At 67.3% G+C, this 25,875-nt stretch carries 24 protein-coding genes and 4 pseudogenes; 12 read left to right on the top strand and 16 right to left on the bottom strand.

The genetic code is table 11. The annotated features are described in order from the left end of the window. Positions 1 to 25: 25 nt before the first annotated feature. Genes LRS08_RS07205 through LRS08_RS07195 form a run of 3 tightly spaced genes read right to left on the bottom strand, consistent with a single transcriptional unit; the run spans position 26 to position 2,903 of the window. Positions 26 to 2,191, bottom strand: a complete 2,166-nt coding sequence (locus tag LRS08_RS07205; protein ID WP_257844312.1) for a primosomal protein N' — start codon at positions 2,189 to 2,191, stop codon at positions 26 to 28. Positions 2,192 to 2,236: 45 nt separating this feature from the next. After that, a complete protein-coding gene (locus LRS08_RS07200; protein ID WP_260481660.1) occupies positions 2,237 to 2,722 on the bottom strand; it encodes a DUF2490 domain-containing protein in 486 nt (161 codons plus the stop codon). A gap of 7 nt (positions 2,723 to 2,729) precedes the next feature. Next, complete coding sequence (locus LRS08_RS07195) at positions 2,730 to 2,903, bottom strand: hypothetical protein (protein ID WP_260481710.1); 174 nt, start codon at positions 2,901 to 2,903, stop codon at positions 2,730 to 2,732. Between the two features lie 90 nt (positions 2,904 to 2,993). On the opposite strand from LRS08_RS07195, the gene fsa reads away from it, so the two are divergent. Next, positions 2,994 to 3,647 carry a fructose-6-phosphate aldolase gene (gene fsa, locus LRS08_RS07190; protein ID WP_257844314.1) on the top strand — a complete coding sequence of 218 codons (654 nt, stop codon included), beginning with the start codon at positions 2,994 to 2,996 and terminating at the stop codon, positions 3,645 to 3,647. A 66-nt stretch (positions 3,648 to 3,713) separates the two neighbouring features. Here fsa and LRS08_RS07185 read toward each other — a convergent pair whose 3' ends face one another. The 3 genes from LRS08_RS07185 to LRS08_RS07175 all read right to left on the bottom strand — a co-directional run bounded on the left by LRS08_RS07185 (position 3,714) and on the right by LRS08_RS07175 (position 6,715). Further along, on the bottom strand, positions 3,714 to 4,616 hold the full coding sequence (locus LRS08_RS07185) for an alpha/beta fold hydrolase (protein WP_257844315.1): 903 nt from the start codon (positions 4,614 to 4,616) through the stop codon (positions 3,714 to 3,716). Positions 4,617 to 4,619: 3 nt separating this feature from the next. Continuing rightward, positions 4,620 to 4,823, bottom strand: a complete 204-nt coding sequence (locus LRS08_RS07180; protein WP_257844316.1) for a helix-turn-helix transcriptional regulator — start codon at positions 4,821 to 4,823, stop codon at positions 4,620 to 4,622. A 497-nt stretch (positions 4,824 to 5,320) separates the two neighbouring features. Then, the gene (locus LRS08_RS07175; protein WP_257844318.1) at positions 5,321 to 6,715 is read right to left on the bottom strand and encodes a glutamate ligase domain-containing protein; all 1,395 of its coding nucleotides are present in this window, start codon (positions 6,713 to 6,715) and stop codon (positions 5,321 to 5,323) included. A 155-nt stretch (positions 6,716 to 6,870) separates the two neighbouring features. Here LRS08_RS07175 and LRS08_RS07170 point away from each other — a divergent pair, with 155 nt between their 5' ends. Beyond that, positions 6,871 to 7,686, top strand: coding sequence for an LD-carboxypeptidase (locus LRS08_RS07170; RefSeq protein ID WP_257844319.1), 816 nt, complete (start codon positions 6,871 to 6,873; stop codon positions 7,684 to 7,686). 516 nt (positions 7,687 to 8,202) lie between these two features. On the opposite strand, the gene LRS08_RS07165 is transcribed toward LRS08_RS07170, so the two are convergent. Together LRS08_RS07165 and LRS08_RS07160 are read right to left on the bottom strand one after the other, a co-directional pair. Further along, entirely contained in the window at positions 8,203 to 8,562 is a 360-nt protein-coding gene (locus LRS08_RS07165) for a hypothetical protein (RefSeq protein WP_257844320.1), read from the bottom strand. Positions 8,563 to 8,730: 168 nt separating this feature from the next. After that, positions 8,731 to 9,084, bottom strand: coding sequence for a VOC family protein (locus LRS08_RS07160; protein ID WP_257844321.1), 354 nt, complete (start codon positions 9,082 to 9,084; stop codon positions 8,731 to 8,733). 234 nt (positions 9,085 to 9,318) lie between these two features. Here LRS08_RS07160 and thrS point away from each other — a divergent pair, with 234 nt between their 5' ends. The 4 genes and pseudogenes from thrS (at position 9,319) to LRS08_RS07140 (ending at position 13,307) form a co-directional block, all read left to right on the top strand. After that, positions 9,319 to 11,319 carry a threonine--tRNA ligase gene (gene thrS, locus LRS08_RS07155; protein WP_257844322.1) on the top strand — a complete coding sequence of 667 codons (2,001 nt, stop codon included), beginning with the start codon at positions 9,319 to 9,321 and terminating at the stop codon, positions 11,317 to 11,319. Positions 11,320 to 11,441: 122 nt separating this feature from the next. Continuing rightward, positions 11,442 to 11,976: pseudogene (infC, locus tag LRS08_RS07150) on the top strand (translation initiation factor IF-3). After that, positions 11,973 to 12,830, top strand: a complete 858-nt coding sequence (locus LRS08_RS07145) for a glycoside hydrolase family 16 protein (RefSeq protein WP_257844324.1) — start codon at positions 11,973 to 11,975, stop codon at positions 12,828 to 12,830. Before infC ends, LRS08_RS07145 begins: the two are co-directional and overlap by 4 nt. A 12-nt stretch (positions 12,831 to 12,842) precedes the next feature. Further along, positions 12,843 to 13,307, top strand: a complete 465-nt coding sequence (locus LRS08_RS07140; RefSeq protein WP_257844325.1) for a hypothetical protein — start codon at positions 12,843 to 12,845, stop codon at positions 13,305 to 13,307. 262 nt (positions 13,308 to 13,569) lie between these two features. Here the strand turns inward: LRS08_RS07140 and LRS08_RS07135 are convergent, their stop codons facing one another. The 6 genes and pseudogenes from LRS08_RS07135 to LRS08_RS07110 all read right to left on the bottom strand — a co-directional run bounded on the left by LRS08_RS07135 (position 13,570) and on the right by LRS08_RS07110 (position 19,267). Next, positions 13,570 to 13,770, bottom strand: a complete 201-nt coding sequence (locus LRS08_RS07135) for a hypothetical protein (RefSeq protein WP_257844326.1) — start codon at positions 13,768 to 13,770, stop codon at positions 13,570 to 13,572. Next, the gene (locus LRS08_RS07130) at positions 13,767 to 14,150 is read right to left on the bottom strand and encodes a VOC family protein (protein WP_257844327.1); all 384 of its coding nucleotides are present in this window, start codon (positions 14,148 to 14,150) and stop codon (positions 13,767 to 13,769) included. The genes LRS08_RS07135 and LRS08_RS07130 overlap by 4 nt, the downstream gene beginning before the upstream one ends. Before the next feature lie 93 nt (positions 14,151 to 14,243). Continuing rightward, a pseudogene (locus LRS08_RS07125) lies at positions 14,244 to 16,984 on the bottom strand ([protein-PII] uridylyltransferase). Positions 16,985 to 17,146: 162 nt separating this feature from the next. Beyond that, positions 17,147 to 17,695, bottom strand: coding sequence for a nucleotide exchange factor GrpE (gene grpE, locus LRS08_RS07120; protein ID WP_257844329.1), 549 nt, complete (start codon positions 17,693 to 17,695; stop codon positions 17,147 to 17,149). Between the two features lie 24 nt (positions 17,696 to 17,719). Next, positions 17,720 to 18,763: pseudogene (hrcA, locus tag LRS08_RS07115) on the bottom strand (heat-inducible transcriptional repressor HrcA). Positions 18,764 to 18,793: 30 nt separating this feature from the next. Next, positions 18,794 to 19,267, bottom strand: a complete 474-nt coding sequence (locus LRS08_RS07110) for a DUF6438 domain-containing protein (protein ID WP_260481659.1) — start codon at positions 19,265 to 19,267, stop codon at positions 18,794 to 18,796. Positions 19,268 to 19,398: 131 nt separating this feature from the next. On the opposite strand from LRS08_RS07110, the pseudogene rph reads away from it, so the two are divergent. The 3 genes and pseudogenes from rph (at position 19,399) to LRS08_RS07095 (ending at position 21,475) form a co-directional block, all read left to right on the top strand. Next, positions 19,399 to 20,114: pseudogene (gene rph, locus LRS08_RS07105) on the top strand (ribonuclease PH). After that, positions 20,111 to 20,779 carry an RdgB/HAM1 family non-canonical purine NTP pyrophosphatase gene (gene rdgB / locus LRS08_RS07100; RefSeq protein ID WP_257844331.1) on the top strand — a complete coding sequence of 223 codons (669 nt, stop codon included), beginning with the start codon at positions 20,111 to 20,113 and terminating at the stop codon, positions 20,777 to 20,779. Before rph ends, rdgB begins: the two are co-directional and overlap by 4 nt. Before the next feature lie 18 nt (positions 20,780 to 20,797). Then, positions 20,798 to 21,475, top strand: a complete 678-nt coding sequence (locus tag LRS08_RS07095; RefSeq protein WP_257844332.1) for a hypothetical protein — start codon at positions 20,798 to 20,800, stop codon at positions 21,473 to 21,475. A 73-nt stretch (positions 21,476 to 21,548) separates the two neighbouring features. Here the strand turns inward: LRS08_RS07095 and LRS08_RS07090 are convergent, their stop codons facing one another. After that, positions 21,549 to 22,100 carry a CAP domain-containing protein gene (locus LRS08_RS07090; protein ID WP_257844333.1) on the bottom strand — a complete coding sequence of 184 codons (552 nt, stop codon included), beginning with the start codon at positions 22,098 to 22,100 and terminating at the stop codon, positions 21,549 to 21,551. A gap of 39 nt (positions 22,101 to 22,139) precedes the next feature. Between LRS08_RS07090 and hemW the strand changes: the two genes are divergently transcribed. Continuing rightward, positions 22,140 to 23,279: a radical SAM family heme chaperone HemW gene (gene hemW / locus LRS08_RS07085; RefSeq protein ID WP_257844334.1), complete on the top strand. Its 1,140-nt coding sequence runs from the start codon at positions 22,140 to 22,142 to the stop codon at positions 23,277 to 23,279. Between the two features lie 134 nt (positions 23,280 to 23,413). On the opposite strand, the gene LRS08_RS07080 is transcribed toward hemW, so the two are convergent. Then, a complete protein-coding gene (locus LRS08_RS07080; protein WP_257844335.1) occupies positions 23,414 to 24,613 on the bottom strand; it encodes a penicillin-binding protein activator in 1,200 nt (399 codons plus the stop codon). 11 nt (positions 24,614 to 24,624) lie between these two features. Between LRS08_RS07080 and rsmI the strand changes: the two genes are divergently transcribed. Together rsmI and LRS08_RS07070 are read left to right on the top strand one after the other, a co-directional pair. After that, on the top strand, positions 24,625 to 25,458 hold the full coding sequence (rsmI, locus tag LRS08_RS07075) for a 16S rRNA (cytidine(1402)-2'-O)-methyltransferase (RefSeq protein WP_257844336.1): 834 nt from the start codon (positions 24,625 to 24,627) through the stop codon (positions 25,456 to 25,458). Next, positions 25,455 to 25,808: a YraN family protein gene (locus tag LRS08_RS07070; protein ID WP_257844337.1), complete on the top strand. Its 354-nt coding sequence runs from the start codon at positions 25,455 to 25,457 to the stop codon at positions 25,806 to 25,808. Before rsmI ends, LRS08_RS07070 begins: the two co-directional genes overlap by 4 nt. Positions 25,809 to 25,875: the final 67 nt, after the last annotated feature.

The raw sequence follows: 25,875 nt of genomic DNA, 5'->3' as shown, positions 1-25,875 counted from the left end.
GCGTCGAGCCTCGATCTGTCAGCGATCACAGGAAGTTATATGGGTCGACATCGACCACCACCCGCACCTTGGCCGGCCACTCCAGCGCACCGAGCCAGTCGCGGATCACGTCCTGCACGTCGAGCGCACGGCGGGCATGGACCAGCAGGCGGAAGCGGTGGCGGCCGCGCAGCATGGCGAGCGGGGCGGGGGCAGGACCGAACACTTGCATCGCCTCGACCTGCGGCGCGCTGCGACCGATCGCGCGGGCGGTGTCGAGCGCGGCGTCCTTGTCCTCGCTCGACACGATGATCGCGGCATAGCGGCCAAAGGGCGGCGCACCCGCCTCGCGTCGCGCTTCGGTCTCGGCGGCGTAGAAGCCCTCCGCATCGCCATTGACCAGCGCGCGCATCACCGGCGCCTTGGGGCTGTGCGTCTGGATGAGCACATGGCCGGGCTTTTCGCCGCGTCCGGCGCGCCCGGCGACCTGACAGATCTGCTGGAAGCTGCGCTCGGCGGCGCGCAGATCGCCGCCTTCAAGGCCGAGGTCGGCATCGACGACGCCCACGAGGGTAAGGTTGGGGAAGTGGTAGCCCTTGGTCACCAATTGCGTGCCGACGACGATGTCGATGTCGCCCGCCTCCATCCGCGCGACGAATTCCGCCGCCTTGGCCGGGGACCAGATCGTGTCGGAGGTGACGATGGCGGTTTTGGCATCGGGGAACAGCGCGGCGACCTCGTCCGCGATGCGTTCGACGCCCGGACCGCACGCGACCAGGCTGTCTTCACTGTCGCATTCGGGGCAGGCGCGCGGGGTCGGGATGGTGTGGCCGCAATGGTGGCAGGCGAGGCGGTTGATCAGCCGATGCTCGACCATCCACGCCGTGCAATTGGGGCATTGGAAGCGATGCCCGCAGGTGCGGCACAAGGTCAGCGGGGCATAGCCGCGGCGGTTGAGGAACAGCAGCACCTGTTCCTTGCGCTCCAGCGTCGCGTCGATCGCGCGGACCAGCTTGGGCGCAAGCCAGCGACCGCGCATCGGCGGGTCGGCGAGCAGGTCGATCGCCTCGATCGCGGGCATCTCGGCGACGCCGTAGCGATCGGGCAGCTTGAGTTCGGTGTAACGACCCAGCGCGACCTGTTGCCGGGTCTCGATCGCCGGGGTGGCGCTGGCGAGGATGACCGGGCAGCCTTCGAAATGCCCGCGCATCACCGCGACGTCGCGCGCGTGATAATGGACGCCCTCTTCCTGCTTGAAGCTGGTCTCATGCGCCTCGTCGACCACGATGAGGCCCAAGTTCGGATAGGGGAGAAACAGCGAGGAACGCGCGCCGACCGTCACCAGCGCTTCGCCACACGCGATGGCGCGCCATGCCCGCCGCCGCTGCGACTGGCGCAGGCCCGAATGCCAGGCGACCGGCTCGACCCCGAAGCGGGCGTAGAAGCGCTTGAGAAAGGGCTCGGTCAGCGCGATTTCGGGAAGCATCACCAGCGTCTGACGCCCGGCGCGGATCGCTTCGGCGACGGCTTCGAAATAGACTTCCGTCTTGCCGGATCCGGTGACGCCGTCGAGCAGGAAGGGCTGGAAGTGCTGATCGCGCACTGCGTCGCGCAGCGTTGCCGCCACCCTTTCCTGCTCGTCGGACAGCGCGGGCGCGCCGAAGCTTGGGTCCGGCAGCGGATAGGGGGTGTCGAGTGCGACCGTGACGCCCTCGATCGCGCCGGTCTTGACCAGTCCGCGGATCACGCCATCGGAGACATCGGCGATCGTCGCCAGCTCGCGGATCAGTCCTTGGCGGTCGCCGATCCGCTCCAGCGCCTGTTCGCGCTGCGCGGTCATGCGCGGCGGCACTTCGCCGGTCGCGCGATATTCGACGATGGTCTTGCCGCCCTCCAGCGCCGAGGTCGAGCTGAGCGCCATCCGCAGCACCGACGCGAGCGGGGCGAGATAATAGTTGGCGGTCCATTCGACCAACCGACGCAGCGGAGCGGGGATTGGGGGTGCGTCGGCGACGGCTAGGAGGTTGCGGAGGCGATTGTCGCCAATCTCCTCGACCGGCAGACGCTCTGCCTCCCACACCACCCCGATCAGTTGGCGCGGACCGAGCGGCGCGACAACGATCGCCCCCGGCTCGACCGGCATCCCGCGCGGGATGCGATAGTCGAGCGGGCCGAGCGCGGAGTTGAGGACGATGACGCGGGCGCGGGACATGCCCGCCCCATATCGGCATTCGCGGGCTGCGTGGGAAGCCTTTGGTTAGAGGCTGACGCCCAGCGTGAAGGTCAGCGCATGGTCGGTCGCGCTGGTGCGGCCGTTGCGGGGCAGGCGGTACTGGTGGAGATAGCCGCCTTCGACGCTGATCGCCTTGCTCGCCTTCCAGCTCACCCCGATCGAATTGCGCATCCGGTCGTGCCCGGCATTCTCGCCCCAGTCGGTGTCGTCGAGCGGCAGGAAACTCTCATGCGCCGCGAACAGGCGGAAATCGCTTTTGCCGAGTGGCAGCGCGGCCTTGATGTTCGGACGAAGCCGATAGCCGATCTCGTCGCCGGTCGATGCGGCGCGTCGTTCGAGCCGCAGCCGGCCCGACAGCTTGAACGGCCCGGCATCGGTGGAGAAGCCGCCCTGCACGCGCAGCCGGTCTTCGGTCCGGGTGACGGTACCGCGCGAATAGTTGACGACGCGGACATAGCCACCGCCGATATACCAGCCATCGCCGAGGCTGCGCTTCACCCCGGCGGCCAGCTCGATCTCATACAGTCCGCCCGAATCGTCGCTGAAGCGGTTGATCGATTCTGAGTTCGATGCTGGTCTTGTCCGCCACCGCGACCTCTCCGGTCGCGGTGAGCCAGAGTTCGCTGTCGTCACCTTGTGCCCAGGCCGGGGCGGCGATCAGCAGCGGGAGAGCGATGAGGATGGAGCGCATCGGAGTCCGGTGTTAGAGGGCTTCGCGAACAGAGTCGCGCAGCCCATAGCGCGGCGTCATTCAACTGTCACATTTCACCGGAGCAGGCCCATGAAGTTCTTCGCCGACACCGCCGACACCAACGATATTCGTGAGCTGGCGGATGCCGGGCTGCTGGATGGCGTGACCACCAACCCGTCGCTGATCCACAAGGCAGGGCGCAACTTCCTCGAGGTCGTCGCGGAAATCTGCGGCATCGTCGACGGACCGGTTTCGGCCGAAGTGGTCGCGCTCGACTATGAGGGCATGATGCGCGAGGCGGAGATCGTGCGGAAGATCGCCGACAATGTCGCGGTCAAGCTGCCGCTGACGATCGAGGGGTTGAAGGCGTGTAAGGCGCTGACCAGCGACGGCACGATGGTCAATGTCACCTTGTGTTTCTCGGCCAATCAGGCGTTGCTCGCGGCGAAGGCGGGAGCGACGTTCATCTCGCCGTTCGTTGGCCGTCACGACGATATCGGGTTCGACGGGATGGACCTGATCGGCGATATCCGGCTGATCTATGACAATTACGCGTTCGAGACCGAGATCCTGGTCGCCAGCGTTCGCCATCCGATCCACATTCTTGAAGCCGCCAAGCTGGGTGCGGATGTGATGACCGCGCCGCCGGCAGTGATCCGTCAGCTGGTCAAGCACCCGCTGACCGACAAGGGGATCGAGGGTTTCCTGTCCGACTGGGCGAAGACCGGACAGACGATTGCCTAAGGGCTAGTCGCATCACCGAAAGAAGGGCCGTCCCGGGATGCCGGGGCGGCCCTTCTTCGTTGCGGGTCACTCGGTGAGAAATGCCTTCACCTCTGCGGCGAAGCGCTGCGGCTGGTCGAGCATGATGAAGTGGTAGCTGTCGGGGACCGCGACCAGTTTTGCCGGAGTGCCGACATAGGCGGGTTCCCACACGGCCTTGGCCTGCGCTTCGCCGACGCCGGCGGCGTAGAGGATGGTGAAGGGTTTCGCGGTGACCTTGCCGAGTTCGGGGCCGATATCGGTGATCAGGTCTTCATACAGCGCCTGGGCGACGGCGCGCTGGTCGGCCTTGATGCCCCAGTTGGCGACCTTGATCCGGCCTTCGGGGGTGTTCGACCAGATGCCGCCGGGGTCGCTGGTGACGGCGGGCATCGCCTTCATCCGATCGGCTCCAGCTACGGTCATGGCGCGGAGTTGTTCCGCGCGGGGCGCAATGCTGGCGGGGGTGGCGGCGGGGTCGAAGAGCTTGCCGAAGAAGGGCAGGGTGTCGACGACTAGCAGCCGGCCGACCCGGTCGGGGTGGCGGGCGGCGAGGATCATGCCGATCAGGCCGCCATAGCTGTGGCCGATGACTGCGGGCTGCTTGGCACCGCGCTTGGTGGCGTCGGCAAGCACGTCGGCGATGATGCGGTCGGTCATGCCGGGCTTGCCATTCGCGCCGAGGTCATCGCCGCCGAAGCCGTTGACCTGGACCAGCAGCACCTGTCGGTCCTTGGCCAGATCGGGGGCGATGCGGTCCCAGACCTGGCGAGGACTGGACAGGCCGGGGATGAGGTAGACGGGTTCGCGGCCGGGCTTCGCTTCGCCAAGGGCGACGATCGAGATGTGCTGCATCCGCTGTTCGGCGACCGGGGCGGTTTGGGCGTGGCAGCGCTGGGGTGGGGCGAGGAAGGCTGTGGCGAAGGCGGCTAGGGCGATCAGGCGGAACATGGCTCAGGCTTCCTTCGAGGGGTTGGTGAAAATCTCTTCGATCGTCAGGCCGAACAGGTCGGCGATCTTGAAGGCGAGGGGCAGCGAGGGGTCGTAGCGGCCGGTTTCGATCGCATTGACGCTCTGCCGGGACACTTCGAGACGCTCGGCGAGGTCCTGCTGGCTCCACTCTCGCTCGGCGCGGAGGACGCGGAGGCGGTTCTTCATGCTTCCTCCTCCGACTTGCGGTTGCGCAGGGCGGAGACGCACTGGCTGATGCCCCAGATGCCGCACCAGATCGGGAAGCCCAGCATCGTCGGGAAGTGCGGGACGGCGCCGCCGAACTCCAGGAACCCCCCAGATGCTCATGATCGCCAGCAGGCCGCCAAGGCCGACCATCATGTGGCGGACGATTTGCGAGCGGAGATATTCGTCACTCTCTTCGACGACGTACAGGCCGAGGACGGCGATGATCCCGACCAGCGGCAGGGCGGGGAGGACCGAAAGCAGGCCGAGCAGCGCGCCAGAGGGCTGGCTGTCGCGGATCACCCAGGTCGTGATGAACAGCGTTGCGACATAGACCGCGATCAGCGGCATGAACCGGGCGATGTAGCGCCGACCGGCGGGGGTGGTGTTGCGCATTGGAAAGCTCCCTTGTTCAAATGACAAGTGAGCTTTACGCCGATCTGATTGGCGATGTCAATGTAGCTTTACAAAAAGATTGCCTACCTTTCCAAATCGTCGAGGATGCTTTGCGCGAGCAGGCTGAGCGTGTCGTCCCTTGCCCCCATGATGACGATGCGGTCGCCGGGCTGGGCGATGGCGGCGAGGTGGGCGGCGGCGGCGGCGCGGTCGGGGATGTGGCGGGCATCGCGGTCGGTGGCGGCGATGTCGGCGATGATGTCGGCGCTGGTCACTTCGCGCGTGACGGTGCCGCCCTGATAGACCGGGTCGGGGAGGATCAGCTGGTCGCCCGGCGCGAGCTTGTCGGCGAACATCGCGACGAGTTCGCTGCGCATCACCTTGAGCGGGCCATAGCCGTGCGGCTGGAACAGCGCGAGGATGCGGCCGGGAAAGGCGTGGAGCGTGTCGAGCGTCGCCCCGATCTTGTCGGGGTTGTGCCCGAAATCGTCGATCACCGCGACGCCGTTCGCTTCGCCGACCAGTTCGAAGCGGCGGCGCAGGCCGGTGAAGCCCTGAATCGCCTCGCATACCGCATCGGGGTCGAGACCGGCGGCGATGCAAGCGCCGATCGCGGCGAGGGCGTTGGCGACATTGTGGGTGCCGGGCACCGATAGGCGGATGCGGCGGGTGGCGCCGTCCATTTCGAGGTCGAAGCTGATCGCGAAGGGTTCGGGCGTCAGGTTGCGGGCGGAGAGGTCCGCTTCGGCATCGACCGCGAAGGTTCGCGTGCGGGCCGGGTCGAGCGCCCTCGCCAGTTCCGCGCTTTCCGGGTCGCCGATATTGACGATGGTGGTGCGCGCCTTGGCCGCGAAGTCGCCGAACAGGGTGCGGAGTTCCTCGAGGCTCTTGTGGTCAAGGCTGACATTGTTGAGCACCGCGACCTGCGGAGTGTAGAGCGCGATCGAGCCGTCGCTCTCGTCCACCTCGCTGACATAGAGGTCGCCCTCGCCGACCAATGCGCTGGCGAACGGTGCTTCGGGCCGCACGAAATTCTTCATCACCGCGCCGTTCATCACCGTGGGATCGCGGTCGAGGCTGTACAGGATCCACGCGATCATGCCGGTGACGGTCGACTTGCCGCTGGTCCCCGCGACGCCGATCGACAGCGGGGCGGCGTTGAACAGTTTCGCGTTGAGTTCGGCCCGGGTCATGCGGGGGCAGCCGAGGCTGGCGGCCTGAACCATGTCGGGGACGGTGGCTTCGACTGCGGCGGATGCGATCACCACCTGATCGGAAGAGGTGATGCCGCTGCCGTCCTGCGGGAATAGGTCGATGCCGAGGTTGCGCAGCGCGTCGAACTTGGCGGGGAGGCGCCCGGAGTCGAGGCTGCGGTCCGAGCCGGCGACGCTCGCGCCCTGGCCGGCGAGGATCATCGCGAGCGGCATCATGCCGCTGCCGCCGATCCCGACGAAAAAATGGGGTTTGCCGTGTTCCATCATGCCGGGCTATCGCGGGTTCGGAGACAGGGGGCAAGCGTGTCCCACTTCCGTTCGCCCTGCGCTTGTCGAAGGGCCGTTCTTCTTCGACGGGTCGAGCAGAAAGAACGGTGCTTCGACAAGCTCAGCATGAGCGGGACAGGCGAAGGAAAGCTATGCGGATCGGCGTCGTCGCACCGGCACGGACAGTCAGCGCGGAATCGGCGGCGCGGATGCAGGCGTTCATGGCGCTGTACTGGCCCGCGCATGAGATCGTGTTCCACCCGCAATGCTTCCTGACCGAGGGGCATTTTGCAGGTCCCGACGATGTCCGCGCGGCGGCGTTTCTGGAATTCGCCAATGACGCGGCGTTCGACGCGATCTGGTTCGCGCGCGGCGGATATGGTTCCAACCGCATCCTCGATGTCGCGATGTCGAAGTTGGGGCCTGCGGCGAAGACCAAGACCTATATCGGCTATTCCGACATGGGGTTCATGCTGGGTGCGCTCTATGCGCGGCGGATCGGGCGGCAGGCGCATGGGTCGATGGCGAGCGCCATGGGGGTCAACGACAAGGGCACCGACGCGGGCTGGGTGCTGAGCTGGCTGATCGACGGCAAGCGCGACGGGCTGGAGCCGACGCTGGACGGTCGCCCGGCGGCGGCGTTCAACCTGTCGATCCTGGCGGCGATGATCGGCACGCCGTGGCTGCCCGACCTGACCGACCATGTGCTGCATATCGAGGAGGTCGGCGAGCCGATGTACCGGATCGACCGGATGCTGTTCCAGATGGCGCATGCCACGCAGCTGCAGGGCATTGCGGGCGTGCGGCTGGGCGCGGTGACCGACATGGTCGATAACGACGTGCCGTTCGGGGAGAGCCTTGAGCAGATCATCATCCGCTGGTGCCGTGAGATGGGGGTGCCGTATCTGGGGCGGTCGGGGATCGGGCATATCGCGCTCAACCGGGTGGTGCCGTTCGGGGTGATCTGACCGCGCGCCTGACAGGCGTCCGACGATCCTGACGAAAATGGGCGTGTGTGGGGCGGAGACGACCGCGACGGGGCGGGTTTGCGCCGGGTAGGCGACTGTGACGCGACACCTGCGCGACGGGCTGACACCATCGGCGCGACATGCGGGCGACGGGGAGGCGACTGTGCCGCGACCGATGTGCGACGGGCAAGCGACACCGGCGCGACGGGTTCGCGACCGTGGCGCGAGCCCGGCACGACCGGCGTGCGACAGCGGCGCGTCGCGTATCTTCAGGGTAGTTTCGGGCGGGTTGCGCATCGGCCAGTCTATGCGCTTTTTGGCGGTTTGTAGGAAAGCGGATTTCGCCTCCTTTCGTCACCCCGGCCTTGAGCCGGGGCCCAGCTGCCTTGGCCGGTCGAAGAAGCTGGGCCCCGGGTCAAGCCCGGGGTGACGATTGTGGCGGGGTTGGTAGGTGGAGCCTCCGCTGCCGAGCGTGTGGCGGGGGTGGACCCCGGCACGGGGCCGGGGTGACGATCGTTAGTGTGTCGCCGTCCTGCGTGCAGCGGTGCGGAACAATGCCGCGCTTCCCAGCCAGAGCAGCGTGAACACCGCGTGGAAGGCGAAGGCCTTGGGTGCGCCGCCGGGGAGGGTGGCGGTGATCGGGGCGGTGGCGGTGAGCAGGCCGAGGATGAGCTGCATCGCCGCGACGCCGGCCATGGTGCGGGCAAGACCGGCGGCTTCGAAGCGGCAGGCATAGCCGCCGACGGCGGTGGCGAGGATGATCATGAAATTGCCGGCGGCGCTGCCTTCGTCGCGGACGATGCTGGTCCAGACGATCAGGAAGGATGTGAGGCCGACGAGCGCGATGCCGCTGCGATACGCGGTGGTGGGGGTCATGGGGTGGCTCCTGTGCTGGGTGACAGGGCAGGGATGGCGGGGTTTGCGCGCGGGGTAATGAGGCGGCGGTGAGGAATTTGTGATGCGTCGGGGTGCTTGAAGAAGACGCAGAAGAAGACCCTCCCAACCCCTACCGCGAAGGCGGGAGGGGCTAGAGATTGCGGGCGGTCAGCTCGCCTCCCGCCCCACGCGGACGAGTGCCCCGTCGGGATCGCTGACCGCGAATTCGACCATGCCCCAGGGTTTGAGGTGGGGTGTACCCGGCTCGATGATCGCATCGCGCACGCGGTTGGCGATGGCGTCGACGTCTTCGGCGTAGAGGTACAGGCCGAAGGGATTGTCGGGGGCCTGGGGCGTGTTGGGTTCGTGGCGCAGATGGAGGTGCCAGCCCTTGCCGTCGCTCAGGATGCGGTAATGGCCCCAGTCGCTGTCGAGGGTAAAGCCGAGGCGCTGGTAGAAATCGGTGCTCGCCTGCAGGTCGCGGCAGGGGAGGATGGCGGCGATGCGGTGGTCGGCGGGCATGGGCGGAGGGTAGCGTCGAAGCATGCGCCGCGCTATATCCGTGCCATGGCTCATCGCTTCGCCAGCACTACCACCACCACTCCCGCCGCGGCGGGAGGGTTTGGCGTGCGCGGTTAGAGCCGCTCCGCCGCCCTCTTGCCCGGGATCGGGTGAGATGGCGCTGCTCCTCCTGATCCTGCCCCTTTTCTAGCGCCGCGTGCCCGTGCATAGGCACGTCAAACATGCAGGATTGATATGGCCGACCTTCTTTCGATCACGCTTCCCGATGGCTCGGTGCGCGAAGTGCCGCCGGGGACCACGCCGGGCGACATTGCCGCCGCGATCGGGCCGGGGCTGGCCAAGGCGGCGATTGCCGCGCGGGTCGATGGCGAATTGCGCGATATCGGGCGGCCGCTGGAGAAGGATAGCGCGCTGGCGCTGGTGACGGCGCGGGACGAGGCCGATGCACTGGAGCTGGCGCGGCATGACTTTGCGCATATCCTGGCCGAGGCGGTGCAGGCGCTGTGGCCGGGGACGCAGATCACCTTTGGCCCGGCGACCGATGACGGTTTTTACTATGACGTGATGGCTCCGGCGTCGCGTGCGCCCTTCTCGATGGAGGATCTGCCCGCGATCGAGGAGAAGATGCGCGAGATCATCCGCGCCGACAAGCCGCTGCGCCGTGAGGTGTGGAGCCGGCAGGCGCTGATCGACCGCTGGACCGCCGAGGGCGAGAGCTTCAAGGCCGAATGGGCCAAGGAACTGCCCGAGGGCGAGGAGCTGACGGTGTACTGGTCGGGCGACGACTGGCTCGACATGTGCCGGGGGCCGCATCTGGCATCGACCGGCAAGCTCGATCCGCAGGCGTTCAAGCTCATGCGCGTCGCGGGGGCCTATTGGCGCGGCGACCAGAAGAATGCGCAGCTGACGCGCATCTATGGCACCGGCTGGCTCAACAAGAAGCAGCTCGACGCGCATCTGCATAAGCTGGAGGAAGCGGCGAAGCGCGACCATCGCAAGCTGGGTGCGGAGATGGACCTGTTCCACCTGCAGCAGGAAGCGCATGGCAGCGTGTTCTGGCACCCCAAGGGGTACATGGTGTGGCGTCAGCTTGAGGCCTATATGCGCCGTGCGATCGATGCTGCTGGCTATCGCGAGGTCAAGACGCCGCAGGTGATGGACGCGCGCCAGTGGGAGCAGTCGGGCCATTGGGGCAAGTATCGCGAGAATATGTTCGTGATCCCCGACGAGGTGCCGAACGTCGACGATGACGGCCCGGTGATCAGCGGCGAGGCCGACTGGATGGCGCTGAAGCCGATGAACTGCCCGGCGCATGTGCTGATTTTCCGGCAGGGGCTGAAGAGCTATCGCGAGCTGCCGCTGCGGCTGTACGAGAATGGCTGTTGCCACCGCAACGAGCCGCATGGCGCGCTGCACGGGCTGATGCGCGTGCGGCAGTTCACGCAGGACGACGCGCATATCTTTTGCCGCGAGGACCAGATCGTCGCCGAGGTGCAGGCCTTCTGCGAGCTGGCGGACCGGGTGTATCGCGACTTCGGCTTCACCTATTCGATCAAGCTGGCGCTGCGGCCCGAGAAGCGCTTTGGCTCCGACGCCGACTGGGACAAGGCGGAGAATGAGCTGCGCGACGCGGTGGTGCGCGCGGGGCTGGCGACGCCCGAATATGGCTGGGAGGAGCTGCCGGGCGAGGGGGCCTTCTATGCGCCGAAGCTGGAATGGCATCTGACCGACGCGATCGGGCGGACGTGGCAGGTGGGGACGATCCAGTCGGACCGGGTGCTGCCCGAGCGGCTGGATGCGTCGTACGTGGGCGAGGATGGCGAGCGGCACCGGCCGGTGATGCTGCACCGCGCGATCTTTGGCTCGTACGAGCGGTTCATCGGCATTCTGATCGAGCATTTCGCCGGAAGGCTGCCGGTATGGCTGGCGCCGGTGCAGGCGGTGGTGGCGACGATCGTGTCGGATGCGGATGACTATGCGAAGGATGCGGTCGTAAAGCTCAAGGCCGCCGGAATCCGGGTCGAGAGCGATCTGCGCAACGAGAAGATCAACTACAAGGTGCGCGAGCACAGCCTTGCCAAGGTCCCGCATTTGCTGGTCGTCGGCAAGCGCGAGGCCGAGGAGGGCACGGTCGCGGTCCGCACGCTGGGCAGCGAGGGGCAGAAGGTGATGCGCCTCGACGACGCCATCGCGATGCTTGCGGATGCGGCGCTGGCGCCCGATATGAAGGCGTAACCCGCGCGCCACAGCGTGTGGCTTTTTCGTCAGGATCGCGCGGCGGGACTACCCGCTCGCGCGTTTCTGCGTTATCGTAACTGGTCGAAATTATAACAGGAGCTGTTCCTATACGTCCTCCCATGTCCCGGCGCGGCTTCGCGCCTCCGGTCCCCACTGGTCCGCGGCACAATGAATTCATCACCTCCCCCCAAGGTTCGCGTGATCGACCATGAGGGCGAGAATCTGGGCGTGATGTTCACGCGCGAAGCGATGGAGCAGGCGCAGGCGCTTGGCCTCGACCTGGTTGAGGTGTCGCCGAACGCGGACCCGCCCGTCGCCAAATATCTCGACGTCGGCAAGTACAAGTACGAGGCGCAGAAAAAGGCGAACCTCGCCCGCAAGTCGCAGAAGACGCAGGAGATCAAGGAGATCAAGATGCGTCCGAACATCGACGATCATGATTATGAGACGAAGATGAAGGCGGTGCACAAGTTCATCGGCGAGGGCGACAAGGTGAAGATCACGCTGCGCTTCCGCGGGCGCGAGCTGAGTCATGGCCAGCTGGGCATGAACCTGTTGAAGCGCGTCCAGGAGGACAGCGCCGAGGTGGCGAAGGTCGAAAGCTATCCGCGCATGGAAGGCCGGCAGATGCTGATGGTGCTGTCGCCCAAGTGAGGGCGGCACTCCTCCTGTTCGCGCTGGCCGCATCGCTGCCTGCTGCTGCGCAGGTGGTGCACAGCCCACCGATCACCGCCGGGACGGACGAGCCGCTCGTCCGTCCTGCGGATGCGAAGCTGGTCTGGTCGGACGAGTTCGATGTCGACGGCCTGCCTGATCCGAAGCGCTGGGCGTACGACACCGCGCGCAACAAGCTCGGCTGGCACAATGAGGAAAAGCAGTATTACGCCGCCGCGCGACCGCAAAATGTGCGGGTCGAGAATGGCCGGCTGATCCTCACCGCCACGATCGAGCGGCTGAAGGACAAGGCCGATTATGGCGGCCAGGATTATGCGTCCGGCAAGATCTTCACCAAGGGGATTGCCGACTGGCGCTACGGGTTCTTCGAGGTCCGCGCGAAATTGCCGTGCGGGCGCGGCATCTGGCCCGCGATCTGGATGTTGGCGTCGGACGACCGCCGCGGCTGGCCCGCAATGGGCGAGATCGACATCATGGAGCATGTCGGCTGGGACAATGGCCGCGTCCATGGCACGGTGCATACCGGCGCGTACAACCATGTCGCGCAGACGCAGAAGGGCGCGCATGTCGTGCGGCCCGATGTGTGCGAGACGTTTCACACCTATCAGCTCGACTGGAATGAGGACCGCATCCTCGTGGGCATGAACGGCCGCGCCTATATGCGGTTCGAGAATGATAAGAAGGGCGATCCGCAGACCTGGCCGTTCGGCACGCCCGAATATCTGATCCTGAACGTCGCGGTCGGCGGCTGGGGCGGGCAGAAGGGGATCGATCCCAAGGCGTTCCCGGCGGCGATGGAAGTGGATTACGTGCGGGTTTGGCAGCGGGATTGAGGGGGCGAACCGATGAAGCTGAGTCGCCGACTGCGCCGCCGTCTGTCCCGTACGGCCTATATCATCGCAGCCATGACGTTCGGCGCATATGTGCTGACGCGCTATCTTGAAGTGTCTGACCCCGGCTTTGAGGAAAGATGGGGCGTGCTCGGCGACACGCTTGGTTTCCCCATATTCTTGCTGGCCATTGTCGGGAGCGCACTCGATCCGTCACCGAAGCCCAAGAGTGCGTGGAGCGGGCGGCTAAATCCCGATTATAGCGGCGCCATCGCCATTGCTGTGATGGGTTTCTCGGCTTCATTTATCCTCTGGTGGAATCAGACTGCTCGCGGAAGTGCCGTGGTTCCGATCATCGTCGCCGTAGCAACGATCATTGGCACGGTCGCAGCATGGCGATTCGCGAAGCTGCGGGGAGCCGAGATTGGAGAAGCACGCTTCGTGCGGCCCGCTGATTTGAGCACGTCGCGCCGGGCTTGACCCGGGGCTGGGCTTTCTTTTCAGCGTTGGGAAGAAGAAGCCTTGGCCCGGCTCAAGGCCGGGCTGACGAGGGAGTGTGGTCAATTCCTCCCCCAGCTTGCTGGTGGAGGGGGACCGCCCGCGTAGCGGGTGGTGGAGGGGCGCTGCGCGCAGACGCAGCGGATCGCTTGCCGCACGCGTTCCGCGCCGTTGGCGCGGCCCCTCCACCACCGCCTTCGGCGGCGGTCCCCCTCCCCTGAGACAAGCTCAGGGGAGGAATTGGTTAGTCTCCCCCTCCGCCGTCACCGCCGTTGTCACCGCTACCATCGCTGTCCGCGCGGTCGCGATCGGTGTCGCTGGCGTGGGTGGTGCCGCCGTCACCGCCATCTTTCTTGCGTTTGGCCTCCTTCGCCGCGTTGAGCGAGATGAACACGGTGACCAGCGAAATCGCCACCGCGCCGAGCGCGATCCAGACGGCGGTCATACGGGCGGCTCCCATAGTTCGATGGCGTTGCCTTCGGGGTCGTGGATGCGGGCGAATTTGCCGATGCCGCCTTCGTCCCATTCGGGTTTGGTGATGATGTCGATGCCGGCGGCGTTGAGCTGTTCGAGCATCCCTTCCAGATCGCGCACGCGCAGGTTGATCATGAACTGCTTCTCTTCGGCGAAATAGTCGGTGGTCGCCTTGAACGGCGCGAAGACCATCGGGCCGCCGACCGTCTGCCACACCCATTCATTCGCCTCGCCCCCGCTATCCTCGGCGACGCAGCCCGCGCCGATACCGAGATGTTCGCGATACCATGTGTTGAGCGCGTCCGGGTCCTGCGCCCGGAAGAACAGCCCGCCCATGCCGAGTACGCCCATATCTCATGTCCTCCCGGTGGTGATGGGGGGAGTGTAGGGCGGGGGGTGCGATGGCGGAAGCACTGAAATCCTCCCCGTTCCGGGGAGGATTGGTCACGCTGCGCTGGCGAACTCGCCTTGGCCCGCGGTTGCGTCGAGCAGGCGGCGTTCGAGTGACTTCAGGCGCAGCACAGCGGTGATCTTGTCGCCGGTCAGGTCGGTTACGTAGAAGGTATCGACCGCGCGCTCGCCATAGGTGGCGACGTGCGCGCTGTGGATCGTCACCTTTGACTGGAACAGCGCATAAGCGAGGTGGTGAAGCAGCGCCGGGCGGTCGCGCGCCTGCACCTCGATCACGGTGAAGCGGTTCGACGCCTTGTTGTCGATCAGCACGTTCGGTTCGATCGTGAAGGCATCGGCGCGGAGTCGGAGCGGTTTGGCGGCGAGGCGTTCGGTGAGCTTGGCGCGGTTGGCCAGCGCCTCGGCAATGCCGCTTTCGATGCGGGCGAGCTGGCCGGGATCGTCGAACGGGCGGCCGAGCGGGTCCTGAACGAGGAAATTGTCGAGCGCCATGCCGTCGCGCGTGGTGTGAATGCGCGCGTCGATGATGTTGCCGCCCGCAGCATGGATCGCGCCGGCGATGCGGTAGAACAGCCCGGCATGGTCGGCGGCATAGACGGTGACGAGCGTCGCGCCGCGATCGGGATAGACTGTTGCCTCGACCGACAGCTGCGCGTCGCCAACGCGGGCAATGAAGCGCGCGTTGCGTTCGATCACATCCTCCGGCTCCGCAACCCAGTAAGGATCGGCGAGGCGGCGGACGAAATCGCCGACATCGCGGTCGAGCGCGCGGCCAAGCGCGGCCTGTTTCGCGGCGATCCGCTCGCTGCGACCCTTTTGCTTGTGGCCGAGGCGCAGCACTTCCTCGGCGCTGTCGAAGAGGTTGGTGAGCAGCTGGCGCTTCCACCCGTTCCACACGCCGGGGCCGACCGCGCGGATATCGACGACGGTGAGGATCAGCAGCATCATCAGCCGCTGGGGCGATTGCACCACCTCGGCAAAGTCGAGGATCGTCTTGAAATCGCTGAGGTCGCGCTTGAACGCGGTCGCGGACATCAGCAGGTGATAGCGGACCAGCCAGGACACCGTCTCGGTCTCCGCCGCGGTCAGGCCGAAGCGGGGGCCAAGCTTGAGCGCGATCTCGGCACCGATCACGCTGTGATCGCCGCCGCGCCCCTTGGCGATGTCGTGCAGCAGCACCGACACGTAGAGCGCGCGGCGCGACGCGACCTGGTCGAGGATCGAGGTGGAGAGCGGGTGATCCTCCTTGAGGTCGCCCTTTTCGATCCGGTTGAGCAGGCCGACCGCGCGGATCGTGTGCTCGTCCACCGTGAAATGGTGGTACATGTCGAACTGCATCTGCGCGACGACGCGGCCAAAGTCCGGAACGAACTGGCCGAACACCCCCGCCTCGTTCATCCAGCGCAATACGGTCTCGGGGTCGCGGGGGGCTGGTCAGCACGTCCATGAACAGAGCATTGGCGCGCGGATCGTCGCGCCAGTCGGCGATCAGCTTGGCATCGCGATTGGCGGCGCGCATCGCGAGCGGGTGCACCTCCAGCTTGTGGAGGTCAGCGAGCTGAAACAGCTCGACGAGGCGCACCGGATCCTCGGCGAAGAAATCGTCGCGCGGCAAGGCGAGGCGGCCGCGATCGAGGACGAAGCCCTTGAGCTTGCGCGGACTGCGGCGGATGCGGGGCAGGCCGAAACGGCTGCCCCGCGCGGCGAACTTCTCGTCCAGATGGGCGAGGAAGACGCCGGTCAGGTCGCCGACCATCTTCGCCTGGAGGAAGTAGAAGTGCATGAAGCGCTCGACCTTCGACTTGCCCGGCCGGTCGGCGTAGCGCATCCGCTCCGCGATCTCGCGCTGATAGTCGAAGGTCAGCCGGTCCTCGCCGCGACGGGAGAGGTCGTGGAGGTGACAGCGCACCGCCCAGAGGAAATTTTCGGCGCGGCGAAACTGGCGATACTCCAATTTGGTGAGCAGCCCCGCCTCGACCAAGTCGCCCGGCTCGCGCACGCCATGAGCGTATTTGCCGATCCAGAACAGGGTGTGCAGGTCGCGCAGCCCGCCCTTGCCCTCCTTGACATTGGGTTCGACGACATAGCGGCTGTCGCCCATCTTGCGGTGACGCTCATCGCGTTCGGCGAGCTTTTGCGCGATGAAGTCACGCGCCGTCCCGTTCTGGATCTCCGCCTTGAAGCGCGCGGCACCCTCGTCATAGAGCGTGGTGTCGCCCCAGATATAGCGCGCCTCCAGCAAGGCGGTACGCACGGTGATGTCACCCTTTGCCTCACGTACCATCTCGTCGAGCGAGCGCGAGCTGTGGCCGACCTTGAGCCCCATGTCCCACAGCGAATAGAGCATCGATTCGATGACCTGCTCGCTCCACCCGGTCTGCTTCCAGGGGGTGATGAAGCCGATATCGACGTCGCTGTGCGGCGCCATCTCGCCCCGGCCATAGCCGCCCACCGCGATCAGCGTCATCCGCTCGGCCGCGGTCGGGTTGCTGTTGGGGTAGAGGCGCGCGAGGGTGAAGTCCCACAGGGTGCGCAGCAGCTGATCCATCAGGAACGCGCCGCTGGCCGCGCTTTCATGCCCCTTGGCCGGGTGTTCGATCAGTCGGCGGGCGATTTCGGCGCGCCCATCCTCCAGCGCCTGTTTGAGGCGGAGCGCCCCGGCCTGACGCAGCCGCATCGTATCGGGAGCATCGAGCGCGGCGAGGTCGTCCGCCAATGCCCGCCGGTCGATGATCGCGCGGCGGTGGGGGGATGGAGTCAAAACGGCCGGACATGGGGTGGAGATAGGGGAAGGGCGAGGTACGCGCTACCCGCCTTGATCGTCATCCCGGCCTCGTGCCGGGATCCACCGGGCGGCAGGCGCGATGCTCGAGCCGCTGTCGCCGGACGTGCGGCGCAGTGGACCCCGGCACAGGGCCGGGGTGACTAAGTTGAATTCAATCCGGCTTCTTCGCCACGCCGACCAGTGCGGGGCGCAGCAGGCGGTCGCGGATCATGTAGCCGGACTGGATTTCCTGCACGATCGTGCCGGGTTCCGCGTCGGCGCTGGGGATTTCCATCATCGCCTGGTGGCGGTTGGGGTCGAGCGCTTCGCCGAGCGCGCTGATCTTCGAGATGCCGTGGCGGGCGAAGACGCTGTCGAGTTCGCGGCCGGTGGCTTCGAGGCCGGTGATCAGCCCCTTCATCTTCTCGTCCTCGCGCAGCTCTTCGGGGATCGCCGAGAGGGCGCGACCGAGATTGTCGGCGACCGACAGGATGTCGCGCGCAAAGCCCGTCGCGGCATAGTTGCGCGCGTCCTCCGCCTCCTTCTGCGCACGGCGGAGCAGGTTCTGGGCCTCGGCGCGGGCGTAGAGGGTCGCGGACTTGGCTTCGGCCAGCTCTGCCTCCAGCTCGGCGACGCGGTCATGCTCGGCGACTTCGGGCGCCTGCTCGGCGGTCTCCGCGCGGAGGTCTTCGGTCGCTTCGGTCTTATTGTCTTCGGTCATGGTTCCTGCGTGTTCTGTTATGAGTCAGGCCAGCAATCTGGCCAGGGTTGAAGCGGTGAAGTCCACCATGGGCACGACGCGGGCATAGTTCAACCGCGTCGGGCCGATTACCCCCCACCACGCCGACGACGCGGCCGTCCATCGCGCGGACGGGTTTGGCGATGACCGAGGAGCCGGACAAGGCGAACAGCTTGTTCTCGCTGCCGATGAAGATGCGTGCGGCGTCGGCCTCGCGCGCGCTGTCGAGCAGGCGGGCGATTTCCTCCTTGCCCTCCAGCTCGTCGAGCAACTGGCTGACGCGATCGAGGTCCTCGGCGGCGGCACTGTCGAGCAGGCGGGCCTGGCCGCGCACGATCAGAACGGGGCGATCATCGCCATCCTGCGACCAGACCGCAAGGCCGCGTTCGACCAGCGCGCGCGCAGCATCGTCGAGCGCGGCGCGTTCGGTGGCGATCTGGCGGCCGATCCGGACGCGGGCTTCGGACAGGGTCAGGCCGCCGAGCGTGGCGGTGAGGTAGTTCGCCGCCTGTTCGAGCGCGCCCGGCGGCAGGCCGGGGGGAGTTCGACGACGCGGTTCTCGACCGATCCGTCCTCTCCGACCAGCACCGCGAGCGCGCGGTCGTTGCCCAGTGGGACGAAACCGAACTGGCGCAATACCCGCTCCGCCTTGGGGACGAGCACCATGCCGGCACAGGCGGACAGGCCGGACAGCGCGGCGGTGGTGCTGGCCAGCGCCTCCTCAACCGGACCGCGCGTCGCGGCGCGCGATTCGATCGCGGCGCGCTCCTCCGCCGAGGGCTCGTTGGCCTGCATCATGCCGTCGACGAACAGGCGGAGGCCGAGTTCGGTCGGCATCCGCCCCGCGCTGGTATGCGGCGCGGCGAGCAGGCCGAGCTCCTCCAGATCCTGCATGACGTTGCGGATCGAGGCGGGGGAGAGGTTGAGGCCGGGCGCGCGCGAAATGGTGCGCGACCCCACCGGCTGGCCCGCGTCGAGGTACGACTCCACCACGACGCGGAAAATGTCGCGGGCGCGGTCGGTCAGTTCGGTGATCGGCGGGATGGTCACATCATTGATGTAGCGTGTCGGCGCTGGCTCTCAAGGCCGTTCGCCGATCAGCGGGGTCAGCGCGGGGATCAGGTCGGGGGCGTTGCCGATGGCGTCGGCCATGGCGCGGTTCGCCTCCATGTCGCAGCCGAAATAATAGTCGAGGCGACTGGTTCGTGCGTCGGCATATTCCCAGCGCACCTCCACGCTCGGCAGATCCGTCGCCGCAGCCTTGCAGTCCGGCGTGCCTGGAACGATCTCCCGCTCCGTATCGGGAGCGGGACGGAAGCGGGAAAGCGCAGCGACGAAAGCATCATATTCGGCGCGCGTGAGGCTGAATCGACGGGTGCCGGTCACGCCTGTATGCTTGCGCCCCTCAAACGTCCCGTTCCCATCGCTGGAAATGCTAAAGCGATAGACTGGACAGGCACCAAAGCAGGGTCCGGTCGTGTATTCGATCGACGTCACCGCGCGTGCAGCTGGAACTGGTCCCGTTGGCCCCGGCGTGCGGGCGCAGCCCGCCATTGCCAGCCCCAATGCGAATACAAGACCCACGCGCCGCATATCGTTTCTCCGACGGATCGAAGCGTCAGACTGGCGCGTTCGTTCCATCGCGTCTAGGTCCGCTGCCAAACCAGTTCAGGAGACTCCCCCCTATGCGCCCCAGCGGCCGCGCCCCCGACCAGATGCGTGCAATCAGCATCGAGCCCAACTTCACCATCCACGCCGAAGGATCGGTGCTGGTGAGTTTCGGCAATACCAAGGTGCTGGTGACCGCGAGCGTCGAGGAGCGGCTGCCGCCCTGGCTGCGCGGCAAGGGCGAGGGCTGGGTGACCGCGGAATATGGCATGCTGCCCCGCGCGACCCACACGCGCGGCAATCGCGAGGCGGCGAAGGGCAAGCAGTCGGGGCGGACGCAGGAGATCCAGCGGCTGATCGGGCGATCCCTGCGCGCGGTGACCGACCTCAAGGCGCTGGGCGAGCGCCAGATCACGCTGGATTGCGACGTGATCCAGGCCGATGGCGGCACGCGCACGGCGGCGATCAGCGGCGCGTGGGTCGCGCTGCGACTCGCGGTCGACAAGTTGATCGCGGAGGGGAAGCTGACGAGCGATCCGATCATCCAGCAGGTCGCGGCAGTGTCGTGCGGCATCTATCAGGGCAATCCGGTGCTTGACCTGGATTATGACGAGGACAGCGCGGCGGATGCCGATGCCAATTTCGTGCTGCTCGCCGACGGCAAGATTGCCGAGGCGCAGGCGACCGCCGAGGGCGCGTGCTATGACGAGGAAGGGCTGCTGCGGCTGTTGCGGCTGGCGCGGATCGGCTGCGGCGAGATTTTGCTGCGCAGCTGAAGGCGACGGGACGATGAGCGGCGAGGGAGACGCCCCGCAGGCGATCCGCAAGCTGGCCCCCGGCAAGCTGGTCATCGCCAGCCATAATGAGGGCAAGGTCCGCGAGATTCGCGAGCTGCTCGCGCCCTATGGCATCGAGCCGATCAGCGCGGCGTCGCTCGACCTGCCCGAGCCGGAGGAGACGGGAACGACTTTCGTCGCCAATGCCGAGCTGAAGGCGATGCAGGCGGCGGACCTGTCGGGTCTGCCCGCACTGGCCGACGATAGCGGGCTGTGCGTCGAGGCGCTGGGCGGCGAGCCGGGGATTTTCTCGGCGCGCTGGGGCCTGCCCGATCCGGGCATTCCGGCGCTGGAGCCTGAGGAGGGCGAAGGCCGCGATTTCGACCGCGCGATGCGGCGGGTCAACACGTTGCTGGACGCAATGCCCGAGGGGACGTCGCGTGCGGCGCATTTCGTCTGCGCGCTCGCGCTCGCCTGGCCCGACGGGCATGTCGAATGGTTCGAGGGGCGGGTCGACGGCACGCTGATCTGGCCGCCGCGTGGCGACCGGGGCTTTGGCTATGATCCGATGTTCGTGCCCGAAGGCCATGACCGCAGCTTTGGCGAGATGAACCCTGCGGCGAAGCACGCGATGAGCCATCGTGCTGACGCTTTCAGTCAGCTGGTCGCGGCGGTGTTCTGAAGTGGCTAGGGTGGGCGAATGGCGACCTTTGTCCACCTGACCAGTCACCGCAATCTGCCCGGTATCCGGCGCGGGGGGATCGCCTTCGTCAAGAAGGACGGGTGGCGCGCCGATCGCATCTATGCGCTGCCGGTGACGCGCGAGTTCAACATCGCGCATCAATGGCTGCGCGAGCTGCGGCGGATGGGCGGCGGGACGATCGCGGGGGTCTATTTCCGGATCCCCGATGACGAGATGGTCGAGGTGTCGCATTTCAACGGTACCCCCGTGGCGATGCGCGCGGCGGAGGCGGTAGCGTTGATGCTGGCCGCCGAGCAGCGCGATCCGGCTGCGGCGCGGGTGACGGACAAGGCGTCGAAGGCGGTGCAGCGTGGGCGGGCGCTGCCGTCCTCGCCCGAGGGCTTCCAGGTGACGATCGCGCGGCCGATCGCACGGAGCGAAATTCTGCGCTTCAAGATGCTGCCGCAGGTGACGGGGTGGCGCTACATGCCCGGCGCGAATGGTGCGCCGCCATGCGGGTGCGTGTGCTGCCTCAAGGGCAGTTTCGGTATCCGCAAGCTGGAGCGGCGGCTGGAGGGCGACGAGGCGGCGGGGCGGAAGGCGAAATTCTACCTGTTCGGGCGCGAGGAAGCTTCGTTCGCGCGGGTGGAGCGGTTGAAGGCGCGAGCCACCAAATCATCGTCACCCCGGGCTTGACCCGGGGCCCCGCTTCTTCATCCGTTGGGCAAGGCAGCTGGGCCCCGGGTCAAGCCCGGGGTGACGAAGTTGGTTAAGGCAACGCGACCTGTCCCATCACATTCCCCGCGGGGGAATAGCGGCACACCAGCACATCCTCGCGTGCGTTGCTGGCCAGTGCGCAGCCGACTCGGGTGGTGCGCGACCAGACGATCTGGGCATAGTGGCCGGCATCGACGAAGCGACCGGTGCGGCTGATATTGGGGATCGGGCGGTTGAGATAGTCGCGCCTTTCCGCGACCCAATGTCCGGCCATCTCTTCGTAACGATAGGCGCTGCGGGTGCCTTTCCACAGATTTTCCCCCTGTGCAGCGGGGCCGCGCGGTTGCCTTGAATGTTCGAACGCGCCGCGACGGGCGAGGTCGCGTGCATAGGTGGCGGCGTCACGCGCAAGCCCTTCGTCCCAGCTTAGCGGCGGTACGCGCACAGCGGCGCGTGCGGCGTTGTGGGTGTCGAGCATCGCGGTGCGCAGCCGGTCGGCTCCGCGCGGGGCGGGCGCCATCGACTCCCGGCGTTCGACGAATCGCTTGGGTTCTTCGGCCTGGGGCGAGCAGGCGGCGAGGATCAGCAGGGGGAACAGCAGCATCTTTCGTGAGACCTCAATCCGGCGCATAGCGCGCGCCAGATGAACGCTTCCCAACCGAGTGATGCCGAACCGCTGGCGCTCTATGTCCACTGGCCGTTCTGCGTGTCCAAATGCCCTTATTGCGATTTCAACAGCCATGTCCGCGAGGTGGTGGACCAGGATGCGTGGCGCAAGGCGCTGCTCGCCGACCTGGCGCACGAGGCGGCGTTGCTGCCCGGGCGGCGGCTGGGATCGATCTTCTTCGGCGGGGGCACGCCGTCGCTGATGCCGCCCGAAACGGTCGCGGCGGTGATCGACGCGGCGGTCGCGGCATGGACGCCGCAGGGCGATCTGGAAGTGACGCTGGAGGCCAATCCGTCATCGGTCGAGGCGGCGCGGTTCGCCGATCTGGCTGCGGCGGGGGTGAACCGTGTGTCGCTGGGGTTGCAGGCGCTGGACGATGAAGCGCTGGGCTTTCTGGGGCGGGCGCATGGCGTGGCCGAGGGGCTGGGGGCGCTGGCGACGGCGCAGCGGCATTTCGGACGGGTGAGTTTCGACCTGATCTATGCGCGGCCGGGGCAGACGGTGGCGGACTGGGAGACGGAACTTCGCCAAGCGCTCAGCTTCGGGACCGAGCATCTGTCGCTGTATCAGCTGACGATCGAGCCGGGGACGCGCTTTGCGACGCTCGCGGCGAAGGGCGATCTGGTGATCCCCGACGCCGATGCGGCGGCCGATCTGTGGGACGTCACGCAGGCGTTGACCGGCGCGGCGGGGCTGCCGCTGTACGAGGTGTCGAACCATGCGCGGCGCGGGGCGGAGAGCCGGCATAACCTCAGCTACTGGCGCTATACCGATTATGCCGGGGTCGGGCCGGGAGCCCATGGGCGGCGGACGGGGCAGGCGACCACGCGCCACAAGAAGCCGGAGAACTGGCTGAACGCGGTGGCGCGCAACGGGCATGGGATGCAGGAGGAGGTTGCGCTGACGAAGGCCGAACGCGCGACCGAGGCGCTGGTGATGGGGCTAAGGCTGGCCGAGGGCGTCGACCTGGCGCGGATCGGGGCGGGGTTTGTCGATCTGGATGCGGTGGAGCGACTGGCGGCACATGGGCTGATCGTGCGCGAGGGCGATCGGCTGCGGGTTACCGATGCGGGGATGCCGGTACTGGAGGGGATATTGCGGGAGGTGGTTCGGTAAACCCTCCCCGGAACGGGGAGGTGGCAGCGCGCAGCGCTGACGGAGGGGGCCCGAGGCAACGGATGCGCTTGCCTCGGGCCCCCTCCACCATGCTGCGCATGGTCCCCCTCCCCGTTCCGGGGAGGATTTTTGACTTACCGCCCGAAACCCTGCGGTGCGGGGGACACCGTGACGGTGGTGCCACCGCGAATCTCCTGCACCTCCAGCGCGCGTTCGGCGACGCCGTCGCGGCCGAAGCGGAACGCGCCGTCGATGCCGCCAAAGCCGCCGCTGTCGCCCAGGCGATCGGTCGGAAAGGCGTCGCCGGGGCGCCAGTCGCGGGCGATGCGGACGGTGAGCAGCACCGCGTCATAGCCGAGCGTCGACAGGCGATAGGGTGCCGCGCCGAAGCGCGCCCGATATTTGGCGGCATAGGTGCGGTAGAGCGTGTCGGAGACGCTGGCGAACCAGCTGCCGGTCAGGGGCGTCATCCCGCCAATGCCCGAATCGCTGTTCCACAATTCGGTGCCGAGCACCTTTGCGCTGGCATTGGCGCGGCGGATGCCGGGGATCGCGGTGACCGCGCCGCTGGCGCTGTCGGCGATCAGCACCGCCTGGAATGGCGAGCGAGCGAGGCGGGCGATCGCGGCGTTCATCGCCGGTGCGCCGCGGTTGTAGGTTTCGAGCGCGGTGACCTTGCCGCCCGCACCCTCGACCGCGCGGAGGAAGGCGGTGCTGGCGCGGTCGCCATAGAGGCCGGTCGGCATCAGGCCGGCAAAGTCGGTGACGCCGCTGCGCCGGGCATAATCGACCACGCGCTCGATCGACTGGGCGGGGGCATAGCCCATGACATAGGTGCCGTTGCCGGCGACGCTGGTGTCGTTCGAGAAGGCGAGCACCGGTACCCCGGCGCGGCGGGCGAGCGGCGCGATGGCGCGCGCGTCCTCGGACAGGAGCGGACCGAGGATCAGCTTGTTGCCGTCGGCCAGCGCGCGGGTCGCTGCGGCGGTCGCGCCGAGTGCGGTATCGTAGGTCGTGATGCGGACATTGTCCGCCTTGAGATCGAGGATCGCAAGCTGGGTCGCATTGGCGAGGCTGCGGCCGATCCCGGCATTGGTGCCCGACAGCGGGACGAGCAGGGCGACGCGGTGCCGTTCGGTATCCGCCTCGGGCAGACCGGGGCGGATCGGCGGCGGGGTGGTCGGGCGGACCGGCGTGGTCGGTCCCGGCCGCACCGGCTCCGGCGGCGGGGCTGAGGGGCGGACGCAGGCCGACAGCGCGAGCGCCGCGCCGATGACGATCCCCCGGACGATGGTCGCGATGCCCGGTTGGCGTTTCAGTCCTGCCTCTGCCATGACGTTCCCCAATGACTTCTGTTCTTCAGCCCGGCCTCTACATCGTCGCGACGCCGATCGGCAATCTCGGCGATCTTTCCCCGCGTGCGGCTGAAATACTCCTGAACGCCGATGTGGTTGCAGTCGAGGACTCGCGTGTGACAGCGGGGTTGTTCCGGCATCTGGGTGCGAAGCGACCGATGACGCCATATCACGACCACAATGCCGAGGCGGTGCGGCCGGGGCTGGTGGCGCGGATGGAGCGTGAGGCGGTGGCGTTGGTGTCGGACGCGGGGACGCCGTTGATCTCCGACCCCGGATACAAATTGGTGCGCGACGCGCGTGCGGCGGGGCATGCAGTGGTGACGATTCCCGGGCCGTGCGCGGGGATCGCGGCGCTGACGCTGGCCGGACTGCCGACCGACCGGTTTCTGTTCATGGGATTTTTGCCGAGCAAGCAGCAGGCGCGGGCGGAGGCGATTGCCGAAGTGTCGGGGGTGCGCGCGACCCTGGTCTTCTACGAAAGCGGGCCGCGGCTGTCGGCCGCGCTGGCGGCACTGGCCGAGGGGCTGGGGGATCGCGAGGCGGCGGTGGCGCGCGAGATCACCAAGAAGTTCGAGGAATGCGTGACGGGATCGCTGACCGAATTGTCGGCGCGCTATGCCGAGGGCGGGCCGAAGGGCGAGATCGTGGTCGTGGTCGCCCCGCCGGGCGAGGCGACTCCGGCGAGCGCGGAGGATGCGGATGCGGCGCTGGCCGAGGCGCTGACGCGGCTGCCGGTGTCGAAGGCGGCGGGCGAGGTGGCCAAGCGGCTGGGGCTGGATCGCAAGGCACTGTATGCGCGGGCGATGGAGCTCAAGGGGTGAGAGACCGCCGCGCTGCCGAGCAATCGGGCCGCGACGGGGAGACGCGCGCCGCGTGGTATTTGCGGTTGCGGGGGTGGCGGATCCTCGACCGGCGGGTGCGGACGCCGGCGGGGGAGGTCGACCTGGTGGCGAAGCGCGGACGGCTGGTGGCGTTCGTCGAGGTGAAGGCGCGCAAGACGGCGTCAGAACTCGATTTCGCGATCGACGAGCGGCGGCTCGCGCGGGTCGCGGCGGCCGCGGAGTATCTGATGCCGCGCTATGCAGCGAACGGCGAGGATATCCGGGTCGATGTGCTGCTTCTCGCGCCGGGCGTGCGGCCGCGCCATATCGAGAATGCCTGGATTGGTTAGAGGGGATCGGGTGACATTCGCCCACCGGCTCCCTACTTGCGGCGTTGAAGCCGACAAAGGACCGCGA

It is taken from the genome of Sphingomonas sp. J315, assembly GCF_024666595.1.
Classification (GTDB): domain Bacteria; phylum Pseudomonadota; class Alphaproteobacteria; order Sphingomonadales; family Sphingomonadaceae; genus Sphingomonas.
The sequence above is the reverse complement of the archived record's forward strand: the minus strand, read 5'-3'. Positions and strand labels throughout refer to the sequence as shown.

Coding starts and splice junctions, on each gene's coding strand:
- LRS08_RS07080 (WP_257844335.1), bottom strand. CDS start 24,613: ATGGCAGAGGCAGGACTGAAACGCCAACCGGGCATCGCGACCATCGTC.
- LRS08_RS07185 (WP_257844315.1), bottom strand. CDS start 4,616: ATGTTCCGCCTGATCGCCCTAGCCGCCTTCGCCACAGCCTTCCTCGCC.
- LRS08_RS07165 (WP_257844320.1), bottom strand. CDS start 8,562: ATGACCCCCACCACCGCGTATCGCAGCGGCATCGCGCTCGTCGGCCTC.
- LRS08_RS07140 (WP_257844325.1), top strand. CDS start 12,843: ATGAAGCTGAGTCGCCGACTGCGCCGCCGTCTGTCCCGTACGGCCTAT.
- LRS08_RS07130 (WP_257844327.1), bottom strand. CDS start 14,150: ATGGGCGTACTCGGCATGGGCGGGCTGTTCTTCCGGGCGCAGGACCCG.
- LRS08_RS07205 (WP_257844312.1), bottom strand. CDS start 2,191: ATGTCCCGCGCCCGCGTCATCGTCCTCAACTCCGCGCTCGGCCCGCTC.
- LRS08_RS07135 (WP_257844326.1), bottom strand. CDS start 13,770: ATGACCGCCGTCTGGATCGCGCTCGGCGCGGTGGCGATTTCGCTGGTC.
- rsmI (WP_257844336.1), top strand. CDS start 24,625: ATGACTTCTGTTCTTCAGCCCGGCCTCTACATCGTCGCGACGCCGATC.
- LRS08_RS07195 (WP_260481710.1), bottom strand. CDS start 2,903: ATGCGCTCCATCCTCATCGCTCTCCCGCTGCTGATCGCCGCCCCGGCC.
- grpE (WP_257844329.1), bottom strand. CDS start 17,695: ATGACCGAAGACAATAAGACCGAAGCGACCGAAGACCTCCGCGCGGAG.
- LRS08_RS07175 (WP_257844318.1), bottom strand. CDS start 6,715: ATGGAACACGGCAAACCCCATTTTTTCGTCGGGATCGGCGGCAGCGGC.
- LRS08_RS07095 (WP_257844332.1), top strand. CDS start 20,798: ATGGCGACCTTTGTCCACCTGACCAGTCACCGCAATCTGCCCGGTATC.
- LRS08_RS07090 (WP_257844333.1), bottom strand. CDS start 22,100: ATGCTGCTGTTCCCCCTGCTGATCCTCGCCGCCTGCTCGCCCCAGGCC.
- LRS08_RS07160 (WP_257844321.1), bottom strand. CDS start 9,084: ATGCCCGCCGACCACCGCATCGCCGCCATCCTCCCCTGCCGCGACCTG.
- fsa (WP_257844314.1), top strand. CDS start 2,994: ATGAAGTTCTTCGCCGACACCGCCGACACCAACGATATTCGTGAGCTG.
- hemW (WP_257844334.1), top strand. CDS start 22,140: ATGAACGCTTCCCAACCGAGTGATGCCGAACCGCTGGCGCTCTATGTC.
- LRS08_RS07110 (WP_260481659.1), bottom strand. CDS start 19,267: ATGGCGGGCTGCGCCCGCACGCCGGGGCCAACGGGACCAGTTCCAGCT.
- LRS08_RS07180 (WP_257844316.1), bottom strand. CDS start 4,823: ATGAAGAACCGCCTCCGCGTCCTCCGCGCCGAGCGAGAGTGGAGCCAG.
- thrS (WP_257844322.1), top strand. CDS start 9,319: ATGGCCGACCTTCTTTCGATCACGCTTCCCGATGGCTCGGTGCGCGAA.
- LRS08_RS07170 (WP_257844319.1), top strand. CDS start 6,871: ATGCGGATCGGCGTCGTCGCACCGGCACGGACAGTCAGCGCGGAATCG.
- rdgB (WP_257844331.1), top strand. CDS start 20,111: ATGAGCGGCGAGGGAGACGCCCCGCAGGCGATCCGCAAGCTGGCCCCC.